Raw genomic sequence first — 11697 nt, 5'->3', positions numbered from 1 at the left:
TGTTAATCTACCAAAATATACGTATAATTATATACGCTGCTATGATAGCGACAAAGAGACCGTGATTAAATGGATATGCAAGACAAACAATGTAAAGTATTATCGCAATCACATCTTGAATGAATATGATATGTATACGGGATTGATACAAGGTAAAGCAATTCCATTGTTTAAAGTAAAGTTGATCGAGCATGGCAAAAAGGTTTATGCGGTTTATGTGATTGACGAGGATATTAAAAAATTTATTAAGATAAGTTGAGCGCTTGACCGTTGACGGGTTGAGTGCTTTTTTTATGTGATCGGCCTATGTGATCGTAAAATAAATATGATAGCTAATTAAAAAAGTATTGCGCGTACATTGTACGCATGGTATACTAAGAGTATCAAAAGAGGAGGTTATTGATATGAGTAAATTTATTGTTAAAGGGTTTGTTGTAGAATATGATTTATTGTTTGATCCTGAAACGGGTATGTATACATGGGAAAGCGAGCGCAAAGATCACGGGCAAAGGTTTAACGAAGTTGAGGCAGACACGCCAGAGCAAGCACTACAGTACGCTGCTATCATCAATCTAAGCGTGTTTGAAAATATCACGCTAATTGAAAAAGTAAATTGTGATATGTACGGATCACATGGTACTTATGAGATTAAGAAAGATCACAAGGCATACACGTTTGAAGGTTATGTTTTCGAAAGCGTGAGAGAGCGCGAGGAACGCGAAAAGCTGGATAGAGAGGCCGCGTTGTTTATGAAGCTATGCGAGGACGCGAGAGCGCCAAAAGCGGACGTAAGATGATGAACGTTCAACGGGTTTTAGAATCAGAAGGGTTAAAAGTCGCAAACTATAAATTTAGTTATGAAGACTATATAAACGGATCAGACAAAGAAAAAATATATGACGTTGAAACGGTTGACGGAAAATATTATTTGATCGGCATTGCAAGAAATGAAATTCATACGTGTTACGAAAGATAAGAGAATCCGAAAGGATTCTTTTTTTGTTGAGTGATCACGTTCAAAAATTATCAAGTTTTAGTTATACTAAATCTGTTAAACGGATATTGAAGAAACGTTTAATACTATTACTTTATAGCGAGATGATTTAAATTTTTAATAATGTTTACGATCAATGCTATTAAAATAAAAAAATATAATATAAAATTAAATATATAAACGTGCGATAATGTAATTAAGCAAGATAACCCAAATCAAAAAGGGAGCTAATCAAAATGAAAAATCTAATCGAAAACGAATTAAATGTAACTGTATTGCACCAGGTGGAAACGGCCAAAAATGTAAACAAGTTTATTGTTTTGGATGAAACAAGGAACGAATATAGTTTAGTTGTACGCGTTGACGAACCGAACGAACGGCCAAACAATCCTTTTAAAAATACATTAGGCTGCTCGCGCACATACTGGAAAGCGCCAGGTAAAGCGATTGTAAAAACGGTTGAGGAATTTAAAAAGGAAGTTGAGAGCGGCAAAATCATTTTAGACGACCAAAACACAGCACTAATCGATGTATCAGAAAACGCGTATTCGAAGCATGGCGAATACAATAATCGTTATGAGGTGTACTATTTTGTAAGACAGGGTGGCCATGTCGTCATGATGTATGACCGTATTAAGTACAAAGGGATTTTAGAAGGATACGGATATCTAGAAGATGGCGTAAGATCTAAAGGTTCGACCGACAGAGTGCGAAATGTGGCCGAGCTCGAAATTAAAGATAAATATAACCATATCGGAAAGTTTAACGAATACGGAGAACACGCCAGCATTAAAGAGACGAGTAAAGAAACCTATGTACACGTTCAAGATCTTTATATTTACCCTCATGATACAGAAATGTTTGATGTACCTTGCATGAGTCTAACAGAGTCAACACAAGGCGATTACAAAAACAATATTATACAGGTTAACGATGTAATAAGTTATGGCGTTTATACGGAGCTGGAAGGGTTTGAAGGAGAATGATTGCAAAGAGTCGAAAGACTCTTTTTTTGATTGAAGACAGTTGATCGAGTGATCGAGTTAAGAAATATGTTTACGATCACGAGCCGGGAATTATGTCGTTTTAGTTATATGGATTCCTGTTAAACGGATTTTGAGCAAGTCTTTATATATATACTTAATATAAGAGTAGAGATAATTATGATTTTTTAAGAATGAGTAGATCATAAAAAAATAAATTAAAAACGTGTCAGATCTTCACGACATGAGAAAATAAGAGTAAGCAAAACAACAAAACGAAAAGGAACGGTGAACAAGATGAACACAATCATGAACGCAATCGGCCAACAAGTAAACGTTACAATTAAGGAGCGCATGACGCTAGAAGTCGTGTCGGGCAGCAAAGAAGGCTTGTATACATTCGGATACGTTGCAAGATCTTTTAGTAAAGAAGAACGCGAATTTGTAGAAGTCCAGGCGGCCGAAGTTGTGGCAGCGATTGAAGAAGAATATACGACAGAATTTAATGAAGAGTATGCTACGGCCATTGAATACGTATCGGAAGATGAAGAGTACACAACGTACGCGGTTAAAACGTATGACGCTGTTTGGGAAAAGGAAGGCCAATATAAAGTTGAGGTTAATAAGGAAGATAGCGACCATATGATAATTAAAAACCTCAAAACCGGCCATACATGGTAAACACTAAACATACACTAGGAGGCGTTAACATGAAAGATCTTACTAACGTAACTGTAAAGCTCGAAGCTGGCGAAGCTGCTGCATTGTTTGGCGGTCAAGATATTCATGATGTAATTGTACGCGTTGAGGACGCGGAGAGCGGCCGGACACTATGGACGAACTTGTATTATGTGGACACTAAAGGCCAGCGTGTCGCGTTTGTCGAGTACGGAGAAGACGAAGAAGAAGGCGGTTTGTATGTGTATGAGGTTACGGGGAACGAGCTCGTAAGATCTCACACGGCCAGCGAGAGCGCGCCAGAATTTAGCAGGGTTCAATTATACTAAATCTGTTAAACGGATTTTGAACGTATGTTTATAACTATGTCATATATAAGAGAGAGGAGAAATTTATTTTCTTCTCTTTTTTAATTAAATAAAAAAAATAAAAATAAAGTGCGGAAAGATCTCGACAGATGAGATAATAAGGGTACAACAAACAAGGAGGAAAACAAAAATGAACAAACTCAAACAAATGCTCGCCAATGAAGGACTTACTATTAAAGAGGCAATCAAGCTAAACGAGGATTGGAACGCCGAAGGCAACGAGGTGCACACGTTGGGCGTGTACGTCAATGAGATGGAGGATGTGGGAGAAGCACACTTGACGGCGTGGGTCGAGTACGACGACGAGGGTTACGTTAACGAGGTTGACTATTCGGTTAACGTCTGAATGTTATACCAATTCCCAACGGACGCTAGAGCGCCCATATATAGACAAGCGCCATTGCCATCGAGCGGTGGCGTTTTTTCTTTTGTCCGAAGACGTGAGCGTCCGAGCGTGGTGGCGACATCATCGTCCAAGTCGCCCCAAGTCAAAAAACGTCAAAATCCGTCCAATCTCAAATTGTGGATAATATCCATTATCAACAATACGGTGGGGACAGTAAAGATCCACCCATTCGTCCTATCCTTCGGATAGGCCGATAGTAGTTACAAATCCACACCTCATCTTTTTCCCTCATATATCAAATTTCATTTCTCCCCTCCCCCTATAGCGATATCAAAATCCATATATCTCCTTTTTCCGATTCGATACCCAAACCCCCTCACAAACCCCAACCCCACACTATACCATTTGCCCCTATTTTCAGATCGTTTAAATCATATAAAATCCCTTACCCTGCCTTACTTTTCTCCCTCAAAATCCGTTATCGTCAAATCGTTTAATTTCCCTTACCCTTACTCACTTTTTCGCCCCTTTAAAAAACTCATCAAAAAATCTCTCCTCATTTCATCCCTCTTAAAACCCTCATTTTCCCTTATCCTCACTCACTTTTTTAGACTCCTAAATACACGCACAAAAAAGAACCCCTCTCGGAGTCCCAAAACCTCACTTTTCCCTTACCCTGTCAGAGAAATCATTCATTTTTTAGCCTTCTCACCCAACCCATATCCCACCAAATAGTCAATCTCTGATTTTACTCGGTCTGTCTTCTCTCGCTTCGCTCTCTCGATCACAGCATCAACTTCCCTCCTGATCACTCCCCCATATTCAACCTTCATCTCCAAACCGATATCCATCTTCGCGATCTCAGGCAGCGTCACATTCATCAACTCTCTCAGATCCCTCCGCAACTCACTCTCATACGTCTCCACATCCGCAATCTCAATCCCTAGCTTACGCAACCCCTGAACCCAATCCTTCACGACAGGCTTCGCTCTCTCCGGTGGACGGCCGTTCAAAGTGTCACCCAACCTCGCACCCATCTCGCTCTCCTGTTTATAATCCATATAATTAGCAAAAGACCCTACCATCAGCAGCAAGAATCCCCCGAAGAACACCAACCCGATCAGATACATCAAAAACATCTTCATCTCCTCCTCCCTCTTATCATACCCTATATCTCCCAATATTAAAATACTTTTTCATTTAATCTAGAGAGGGGGGTGTGTTTTTATCCAAACAAAAAGACCGTCCTGTAAGGGAGACGGTCTTTCCGAAAGGAGGAGGTAAATCATGAATGTCACAAAAACATCCGGTATGTATGGTATGCCCGAAAGGAATCACACCTCTCTTCACCCCTCTAGGGAGGCATATGATCAGACCGCTATCGATGGCAACGAGTGAGCGGTCGTCTCATGAAAAACGAAACGTATGTACGATACTAGTACATCATTCATATTCTCATATGAATTTTTAGGTAGTTTCCGCTACCTCTTAATTACAATATATACTTTTTGATTTCGATTGTCAAGCGTCTTTCGCTAAATCTCTGTTTTGTTTCATATGAAACCAACTATTATTCATACTCGCCACCGTCAAAGTAAATCACATTCCCTTCATCCTTGGTGTTCCCGAATGTCACTTCAAACCGATATGTATCATCCTCGTATCCATTGAAGCTCATTCGCTTCTGACCGACCACCAACTCTCCGTGATAGTAAGCCACAAACACATCGTCATCTCCTAGAATCACCAGGTCATGACGGTCTCCGATGGACTGTTCTCGCTCGTCTGCCAACAAACTATGTGCATTGACGGCCTCTAGATACCGATCTTTCCATACCCCGATTCCCTCTTTCGCTTCTTCTAAGTCTGCCTGAGCGATATACAACTCTTCCTGTAGGTCTCGGAGAGTGGAGCGGGACTCCGACAACTCATCCAAAACTTCCTCATATCTCTCTTGTTTCGACTCGAGTCTAGCAGTCACAACATCCAGGTCTAAGTAAAGGAATACGGCATACACCGTCAATCCCGTCGCATATGCCACCAACAATGCTAACCACATCATCAGCGCCCACCTACCGTCTCTGCATCATCATGCGTCTTGATCGTGTCATACGCCTTCTCAACCTGCTTCCGCAAATTATCCATATGTCCGAGCGGTCGTGTCATCAGTAAGCTATGTAAACCTTGCACCTCGCCACCAGTCAGGTAAACGAACCACAAATCTTCGTCAGAAGACTCATTTTCGAGCCGAATTCTCTCTTCTAAATCTTCAATCAATCCCTCGAAAAGCGCTAAATCTGCCTGATACACCTCAATTTTACCTGTTTTCGCCTCATTTAGCATCAAAATCAATGATTTTAGCTTATCTTTGGTTGTCATCATAACTCCCCAACTCCAATTCGATAATGTGCATTAAGCGAAATGTCACCTTCGGAAAACTGATAATCCACAATCTGAATCTTAGGGTTCGCCTTCAGACGTAAGTCGTTGTCGTAGGCCGAGCGGTAATACACCATCTTCGCATCCACGTTTTCGCGCGGGTTTACGATCATTTCAGGCTTTGCACCATCTACCGAAACGAAAACAATCAAGAAATTGTATTCCACTTCCTCTTGCACCGATTCATAATCTTTCAACATGGAATTCATCGTCACTTTTCTCATCACTCCATCAACCCCTTCGCATTCATCTCATAGTCAAACCGATTCGCAAACGCACCAAACAGATCGAACGTCTCAGGATGATTCTTCATCCACTTACACCGAGCGATCGCACATTCAAGAGCAATCTTGGGATGTAGGCCGCTCGTCAGAAGAAAAAACATCTCCGGTTCATCAAAATGAACCAATGCAGCCAGGTAAACGAAGTCATGCTCGAGTTTACGTTGCTCAATCGCATGGTTCTTCGCGTCAAGCTTCATCAACATCTCTTCTTCGTTAAACTCAGCCCGATCGACCAACCGCAACAAGCCGTCATAGCCGTCGCGGAGGTCTTCGAGTTGAAACCTTGTATTCTCGTCAAATTCATACTGATTGTGAAGCTTGAAATCTTCCCACAGGTCGATCATCACTTTTTACTCTCTACTTCTTGAGTCAACGTCGGAGCGACACCTTGAATCTCGACCCAACCATGCTTCTGACGCGCCTCAGCTTCTTTAAGTTTGATGAGCTCAGGTGTGATCGAGTTCGAGAGCAACTTGTTGGCCTTCGCTTCAGCTTCGGCTTCAATCACGGTCTTTTTCGCTTTAGCGTCGGATTCTACGAGGATTCGCTCCGATTCGGCCTTCGCGATTTCGAGCTCCGTCTTCTTACGGTCTAACTCCTGGCTCGCTTTCACTCGCGCATCAATCGCCTCTTGTGTTTTCTCATCTGGCTTCGGAGCACCCAATGACAAGTCTTCGACGATGAATCCAAGTTCTAACACCTTGTCGGCAAATTGTGCCTGAATGTCAGAAGAAACTTGCGATGACTGCTCTCCGAACAACTCAAGAACTGTCACCTTGCTAACCTGATCGCGCGCTGCGTCGAACAACTGTTGACGAAGATATCCTTTCGTTGCGATATCATCCACCGATACAGCTCCATACTTGTTAAACAAGTCGACGACCTTTTCAGGGTTCACCGAGAACGAGTAAGAGAAGTCGACTGTGACGTTCTTACCGTCTTTTGTACTCAACACTAAATCCTTGATTGATTTCGTCTGTGTACGTGTCGGATACTCGATTACCTTGTCAAAAGGAGCGACAACCTCCCATCCTGGTTGGAAGACCTCTTTCTGAACGCCGTTAGACGGTTTGTAATGTACACCCACATGACCTGGTTCGATCTTTTCGACGACGAATGGTGTTGCCACTAAGCCCAATACCAATACTGCTCCACCTACGATTGCTAATCCCTTATTCATTCTTCATCCCGTCCTTTGTATGTAAGTAGTTTTTCGAACCCGTATACCACGATTCCAATCACCAATATTGCCAATACACCCGTTACGAATAAGTGCATCACTTTTCACCAAGCTTTCGTGGATACCCGAGATTGCCATCCCGATACCCAAGTTCGTAGCCGTCATAGAAACCCGTACTGTGGCCGAGGTAGAACCCCAATCCAACAAACAGTCCGATCACAACAGTTCCAGCAAAAATCATCATCATCTTTCTCACCCTTTTCTTGTGTTTTCGTACAGCGTTTTAAGAACACCTGATCCAGACTAATACCTAACCCTTACTCAACCCCATGAGGTCGTTTAACGTACACACGTACAGGCGCTCTGACGCTTAGAATCGATTTATGGATATACGCCACGAGTATTGATGGGGTCTCGGCGTCAAAACCCTCTAAGACCCACTAAGCTGAACGATTTTCAACATAGTCGTTTTTTCCTGTCAATCCAAAGCGTTTCTGAGAGCCAACGTTTTCCGAATACCTAGGTATATCCAAAACTAGTGACATCGTTTTCTCCTGATAACTCTCTACGCTGTGGCTCTCAGAATCGATTCTTACGTGTTCTGCGCTTCTCGCATCTTACGCATACGTTCTGCTAAGGCTGCACGTTGCTCCTCTGACATGACACGCTTCTTAGAGATTCGTACATTCGCATCTTCGATTCTCCCTCGGATCGAGTTGATACCGTATTGATCCTCAGTCATCGTCGCGTCGACCAAAAGTTCCTTATACTTACGAATATGAGGCGGGTGAGTCGAGTAGAAACTCCACAACCCCGTCTCTGCCTCATATACGATCACCGTTTCTTGTTCGTCTTTTGGATAAGCCATCTTTAATCATCCTTTACTTTTTTATTTAGAATTCAAACCGCTCAAACTATCGCCGTATGCTTCTAGCCACTTGATCGCCTGGTAGCTTTCTAGCGGTGATACCTCGCCGTCTAATATGTAATCATATGTATATTCATCAATATGTCGTTCTGTTTCGTGATTCAAAAGCTTCGGATCGACATCCTCACCCTTGCTCTTCATTCTCATCAACCGAACCTCGTCGGAACATCTCACATGAAACAAGATGAACCCGTTTCGTTTCGCCCACTCATACTCATTCGGCTGCCTAAGATCATCGATGACAACCAACTGATTGTCTCCCATATCTCGCTCGACCCATTTCACCCAAACGTCTGGATCGATCTCTCGAGCCTTCTGACCGAAATCCTGATACAGCTTTCGTGGCTTCACATCGCTATCCACATCGAATACCTCATGAGCGAACTGCTTCAGACGAGTTCCGAATGACAACTTCTGATATCCCAAATACTCCTCTAACAGATCTGCGATGGTAGACTTCCCGCTTCTCATCTTACCGATCAACGCTACTCTCAATACCCTTCACTCCTATCGATTATGATTGATTATTATCTATCGATTACTATAATAGATAATAATCCTCTACCTCTATATTATATAATACTTTTTGATTTCAATCAATCAAGTCGATCATTAATCTTCATATTATCGGATTCTTATTATAAAGAGAGTACCCCTCATCTTTTTCTGACGAAAAAGAGTTCGGGTGCTACACTCACTACGTTCGTTTCGCTGGTTATGATTATTTGAGTATTGATTAATTAAGTTCTATGTAAAGCAAATCCTTGTATAGAAAGATATATATATAATTGTTTTATATATACAAAGATTTGCTTTACATAAAAACCTATATGGTATATAGATAATTGACTATAAAAATAAAAATATAACGAAATGAGCGTAGCGAATTGAGTACACGAAGCGCTTCTGTGAAACAGAACGCTGAGTGGAAAAGAATAGAGCGTTTTTAAATGTAAAGCAAATCCTTGTATATAGAAGATATGCCTATTATAAATACATATACAAAGAATTGCTTTACATAGAAGATTGAAATAAAAAAGTATTTATGTTATCATTAATTTAACATTTAAGTAAAGGTGGAGAGGGTATGGTTAAAGTTCTATCTAAGAGAGAGGCCGTAGAAGAGTATGGTACTAAACCTCAGAAAGATCACTTCAATAAATATCGACGATTTACATCGAAACGAGTAGAGGAGTCTTTATTCAAAACGCTCGAACAACATTACTCTAATGTAGAACGAGTCAAAGAAGGAAGATCTATTTGTTACCGACTGTCAGGTAAAAAGAGCGAGGTTTCCGACAGACAGGATGACCGAATGCTTAACGGGAGTAATATGCGCGTACCTTATAGCTACGACTTAGATATGGCTATCATCGGGTATCTTGAAGGTACTGAGTCGCCAAGCGCGTTTAGACCTAGAACCGTAGCGTCATGGATGGTCGAGATGGGTATTGCGACGAGAAGTATGCACGACGCCTATCTGAGCCGTTTCGATGAATCTCATAAGAAGATGCAGATTGACGATCTGATCGACGAGAACGTGATCGAGGCAGGACAAAACAAGGTGTTTAGTGATTACATCGATTTCCACGACACAGTCCGTAGAAACATGGAGTCGTCTTTCAACCGACTACTGAAATCAAAAATCATTGGCAGTTTAGATGAGTATTGGGCGCTTGTGATCAAGCACGAAAAAGTCCAGTACATTGATGAGAACGGAGAATTGTTCGTCGAGTACGAACCTACCGGATCTATCCATCAGGCGATTACCGCAGAAGAAATGGGGAAAGTTCTGTCAACAAGAAGAAAATTGATTGTAGATAACGACCTTACATATAGCGACATCAAATACAACAACAAGCATAAGGCAGAAAAAATTGATAAATGTAAAGAAGATATCGAAGAGGCTATGAAGACGGTACTAGACCCTGATCCAGACGGATGTCCTCGTCAAGTCGTATACGTCTACAAAAAGCAAAGCTTCTACATGAAGGCGACGCCTCCGACGGTGATCAAATATATCAAGAAAAAAATTCTTCCGTTTTGCGACCCAAAACAATCGGCCGAACTGCTTATTGAAAACTACTCAGGCAAAAAGCGCGATGGTGAGTATCTAGAAATTCTTGAATCGTTTCAGAAGAACAAAAAGATTGCAATCGAAAATCGATCTGAAAAGATTTCGGACAAATTCAACAACTTTCTCAAAATAGAAGACGCAAAGCTTGAAGAGGTGAATGAGATGGGAGGGGAGTGGTCTAGTGCTGCTGAAATTTATTCATCTTCCCTTAAGCAAGGTGCGTACTTTCGAGACGTCATCAGCGGCAAACACTCCGAGGTGATCGGTAACGTAGACAAATTCTACCTTTCGAATCCTAAGCCTCTTCACTTGAGAATGAAACGAAAAATCGAGAAGAAGTCAGCGCTCGGCAAGCTGTACGACTTCTCTGTATAATACTAAAAGGGACGGCTTACGCCATCCCTTTTTTCTTGATCTCATTTTTGATCTGCATCTTCACGCTGCGGTTCATGCCGTTGATGAACTCGAGCAGTTCGTCTTTAGACAGCCCGTCCAACATAGACAAGTCAATCTCTTTTCCGATCAAGAGGCTCTGTGACTGCGAGAAGTCTTCGTTGTTCTCGATGTACCGCTCTGTCGTAGAGAAGTTCTTGTGCGCCCCCTGTTTCTTCGTCTTCATAGCGTCGTACCCCGTCTGCACCCACACCTCTGTCACACCGGCCTTCTTCAGCGAGTGGAACGTGATATTGCGCTCTTTCGGAACCCCCATCTCCTCAGACAGACCCTTAACCATGTTCAACGCAGTCCCAGGAGACAATTTGAAGATCGGCTCATCGTCCTCTTTAAACATCATGATCATGCGGATCTCTTCGTACAACTCGTCACGGATAGCCTTCGTATCACGTTCTCCGCCCTTCCCCACCGTTGTCACCGTCCACACGCCTCGCTGATTCATAAAGTCCGTCTTCGTCAATCGCAAGAGCGAATCCAAGCGGAAACTCGTCACCACGGCCAAACGAATGAGGGCGGCCTTCATCTGACCGTTACGGTGAGACAGGACACGGCTCGCCATCATCTCCGTCTCTTCATACGTGAGCACCCCATACGAGTTCTGAGCGCCCTTCACAGAGCCGGTATCGAACGCCGATAAGTTGATGTCATATCCGTCCAAGCGGTCAAGGTAGCGCATCAGAGAGCGTACAGAGACGACTTTACGATTGATCGTGGACGAGGCAGTCCCTTTCTCCGACAGATGGACGAGATATTTGTCGACGTCTTGCGGCGAGAACGATACGTCTGACTCCAATAGACCGGAGACAGCCTTGTTCTTCGAGAAGATGAAGAACTCCTCGATATCTCGCTCATATGCCCGTCGTGTCTGATCGGAGTTGAGCCCCTTCTTATCTAAGAACAATCGGATATTGCTCTGAATGTTTGTCGTGTTCAACGCTACTGTTTTGATGGCTTCCATTGTCGATCC

General features: G+C 42.4%; 17 protein-coding genes. 7 read left to right on the top strand and 10 right to left on the bottom strand.

The annotated features are described in order from the left end of the window. Positions 1–404: 404 nt before the first annotated feature. The 6 genes from EVJ32_RS04640 (at position 405) to EVJ32_RS04615 (ending at position 3369) form a co-directional block, all read left to right on the top strand. Positions 405–797, top strand: a complete 393-nt coding sequence (locus EVJ32_RS04640; RefSeq protein ID WP_131457013.1) for a hypothetical protein — start codon at positions 405–407, stop codon at positions 795–797. After that, a complete protein-coding gene (locus tag EVJ32_RS04635; protein ID WP_131457011.1) occupies positions 794–976 on the top strand; it encodes a hypothetical protein in 183 nt (60 codons plus the stop codon). Before EVJ32_RS04640 ends, EVJ32_RS04635 begins: the two co-directional genes overlap by 4 nt. A gap of 254 nt (positions 977–1230) precedes the next feature. After that, positions 1231–1980 carry a hypothetical protein gene (locus EVJ32_RS04630; protein WP_131457009.1) on the top strand — a complete coding sequence of 250 codons (750 nt, stop codon included), beginning with the start codon at positions 1231–1233 and terminating at the stop codon, positions 1978–1980. A gap of 306 nt (positions 1981–2286) precedes the next feature. Further along, entirely contained in the window at positions 2287–2658 is a 372-nt protein-coding gene (locus EVJ32_RS04625) for a hypothetical protein (protein WP_131457007.1), read from the top strand. Between the two features lie 29 nt (positions 2659–2687). Further along, positions 2688–2984, top strand: a complete 297-nt coding sequence (locus tag EVJ32_RS04620; RefSeq protein WP_131457005.1) for a hypothetical protein — start codon at positions 2688–2690, stop codon at positions 2982–2984. A gap of 169 nt (positions 2985–3153) precedes the next feature. Then, a complete protein-coding gene (locus EVJ32_RS04615) occupies positions 3154–3369 on the top strand; it encodes a hypothetical protein (protein WP_131457003.1) in 216 nt (71 codons plus the stop codon). Positions 3370–4061: 692 nt separating this feature from the next. On the opposite strand, the gene EVJ32_RS04610 is transcribed toward EVJ32_RS04615, so the two are convergent. The 9 genes from EVJ32_RS04610 to EVJ32_RS04575 form a co-directional block, all read right to left on the bottom strand. Continuing rightward, positions 4062–4514, bottom strand: coding sequence for a hypothetical protein (locus EVJ32_RS04610; protein WP_145983586.1), 453 nt, complete (start codon positions 4512–4514; stop codon positions 4062–4064). A gap of 425 nt (positions 4515–4939) precedes the next feature. Then, entirely contained in the window at positions 4940–5431 is a 492-nt protein-coding gene (locus tag EVJ32_RS04605; protein WP_131456999.1) for a hypothetical protein, read from the bottom strand. Continuing rightward, on the bottom strand, positions 5431–5751 hold the full coding sequence (locus EVJ32_RS04600; protein ID WP_131456997.1) for a hypothetical protein: 321 nt from the start codon (positions 5749–5751) through the stop codon (positions 5431–5433). Before EVJ32_RS04600 ends, EVJ32_RS04605 begins: the two co-directional genes overlap by 1 nt. Then, the gene (locus tag EVJ32_RS04595; RefSeq protein ID WP_131456995.1) at positions 5748–6032 is read right to left on the bottom strand and encodes a hypothetical protein; all 285 of its coding nucleotides are present in this window, start codon (positions 6030–6032) and stop codon (positions 5748–5750) included. Before EVJ32_RS04595 ends, EVJ32_RS04600 begins: the two co-directional genes overlap by 4 nt. Next, positions 6032–6436: a hypothetical protein gene (locus EVJ32_RS04590; protein WP_131456993.1), complete on the bottom strand. Its 405-nt coding sequence runs from the start codon at positions 6434–6436 to the stop codon at positions 6032–6034. Before EVJ32_RS04590 ends, EVJ32_RS04595 begins: the two co-directional genes overlap by 1 nt. After that, positions 6436–7272 (bottom strand): prohibitin family protein, encoded by an 837-nt coding sequence (locus EVJ32_RS04585; RefSeq protein ID WP_131456991.1) that lies wholly within the window; start codon positions 7270–7272, stop codon positions 6436–6438. The genes EVJ32_RS04590 and EVJ32_RS04585 overlap by 1 nt, the downstream gene beginning before the upstream one ends. 97 nt (positions 7273–7369) lie before the next feature. Next, positions 7370–7519 (bottom strand): hypothetical protein, encoded by a 150-nt coding sequence (locus tag EVJ32_RS16170; protein WP_161568772.1) that lies wholly within the window; start codon positions 7517–7519, stop codon positions 7370–7372. Positions 7520–7864: 345 nt separating this feature from the next. Then, positions 7865–8140 carry a hypothetical protein gene (locus EVJ32_RS04580; protein ID WP_131456989.1) on the bottom strand — a complete coding sequence of 92 codons (276 nt, stop codon included), beginning with the start codon at positions 8138–8140 and terminating at the stop codon, positions 7865–7867. 21 nt (positions 8141–8161) lie between these two features. Beyond that, positions 8162–8695, bottom strand: a complete 534-nt coding sequence (locus tag EVJ32_RS04575) for an AAA family ATPase (protein WP_131456987.1) — start codon at positions 8693–8695, stop codon at positions 8162–8164. A 592-nt stretch (positions 8696–9287) separates the two neighbouring features. Here EVJ32_RS04575 and EVJ32_RS04570 point away from each other — a divergent pair. Then, on the top strand, positions 9288–10652 hold the full coding sequence (locus EVJ32_RS04570; RefSeq protein ID WP_131456985.1) for a hypothetical protein: 1365 nt from the start codon (positions 9288–9290) through the stop codon (positions 10650–10652). A 16-nt stretch (positions 10653–10668) separates the two neighbouring features. On the opposite strand, the gene EVJ32_RS04565 is transcribed toward EVJ32_RS04570, so the two are convergent. Beyond that, positions 10669–11688, bottom strand: a complete 1020-nt coding sequence (locus EVJ32_RS04565; protein ID WP_131456983.1) for a tyrosine-type recombinase/integrase — start codon at positions 11686–11688, stop codon at positions 10669–10671. Between the last annotated feature and the right edge of the window lie 9 nt (positions 11689–11697).

It is taken from the genome of Exiguobacterium sp. SH5S4, assembly GCF_004337045.1.
GTDB lineage: Bacteria > Bacillota > Bacilli > Exiguobacteriales > Exiguobacteriaceae > Exiguobacterium > Exiguobacterium aurantiacum_A.
The sequence above is the reverse complement of the archived record's forward strand: the minus strand, read 5'-3'. Positions and strand labels throughout refer to the sequence as shown.

What these genes read in the sequence shown, in the direction of transcription:
- EVJ32_RS04595 (WP_131456995.1), bottom strand. Translation starts at nt 6,032, where the DNA reads ATGAGAAAAGTGACGATGAATTCCATGTTGAAAGATTATGAATCGGTG.
- EVJ32_RS04635 (WP_131457011.1), top strand. Translation starts at nt 794, where the DNA reads ATGATGAACGTTCAACGGGTTTTAGAATCAGAAGGGTTAAAAGTCGCA.
- EVJ32_RS04590 (WP_131456993.1), bottom strand. Translation starts at nt 6,436, where the DNA reads ATGATCGACCTGTGGGAAGATTTCAAGCTTCACAATCAGTATGAATTT.
- EVJ32_RS04610 (WP_145983586.1), bottom strand. Translation starts at nt 4,514, where the DNA reads ATGAAGATGTTTTTGATGTATCTGATCGGGTTGGTGTTCTTCGGGGGA.
- EVJ32_RS04630 (WP_131457009.1), top strand. Translation starts at nt 1,231, where the DNA reads ATGAAAAATCTAATCGAAAACGAATTAAATGTAACTGTATTGCACCAG.
- EVJ32_RS16170 (WP_161568772.1), bottom strand. Translation starts at nt 7,519, where the DNA reads ATGATGATGATTTTTGCTGGAACTGTTGTGATCGGACTGTTTGTTGGA.
- EVJ32_RS04600 (WP_131456997.1), bottom strand. Translation starts at nt 5,751, where the DNA reads ATGATGACAACCAAAGATAAGCTAAAATCATTGATTTTGATGCTAAAT.
- EVJ32_RS04570 (WP_131456985.1), top strand. Translation starts at nt 9,288, where the DNA reads ATGGTTAAAGTTCTATCTAAGAGAGAGGCCGTAGAAGAGTATGGTACT.
- EVJ32_RS04620 (WP_131457005.1), top strand. Translation starts at nt 2,688, where the DNA reads ATGAAAGATCTTACTAACGTAACTGTAAAGCTCGAAGCTGGCGAAGCT.
- EVJ32_RS04615 (WP_131457003.1), top strand. Translation starts at nt 3,154, where the DNA reads ATGAACAAACTCAAACAAATGCTCGCCAATGAAGGACTTACTATTAAA.
- EVJ32_RS04625 (WP_131457007.1), top strand. Translation starts at nt 2,287, where the DNA reads ATGAACGCAATCGGCCAACAAGTAAACGTTACAATTAAGGAGCGCATG.
- EVJ32_RS04585 (WP_131456991.1), bottom strand. Translation starts at nt 7,272, where the DNA reads ATGAATAAGGGATTAGCAATCGTAGGTGGAGCAGTATTGGTATTGGGC.
- EVJ32_RS04605 (WP_131456999.1), bottom strand. Translation starts at nt 5,431, where the DNA reads ATGATGTGGTTAGCATTGTTGGTGGCATATGCGACGGGATTGACGGTG.
- EVJ32_RS04580 (WP_131456989.1), bottom strand. Translation starts at nt 8,140, where the DNA reads ATGGCTTATCCAAAAGACGAACAAGAAACGGTGATCGTATATGAGGCA.
- EVJ32_RS04565 (WP_131456983.1), bottom strand. Translation starts at nt 11,688, where the DNA reads ATGGAAGCCATCAAAACAGTAGCGTTGAACACGACAAACATTCAGAGC.
- EVJ32_RS04640 (WP_131457013.1), top strand. Translation starts at nt 405, where the DNA reads ATGAGTAAATTTATTGTTAAAGGGTTTGTTGTAGAATATGATTTATTG.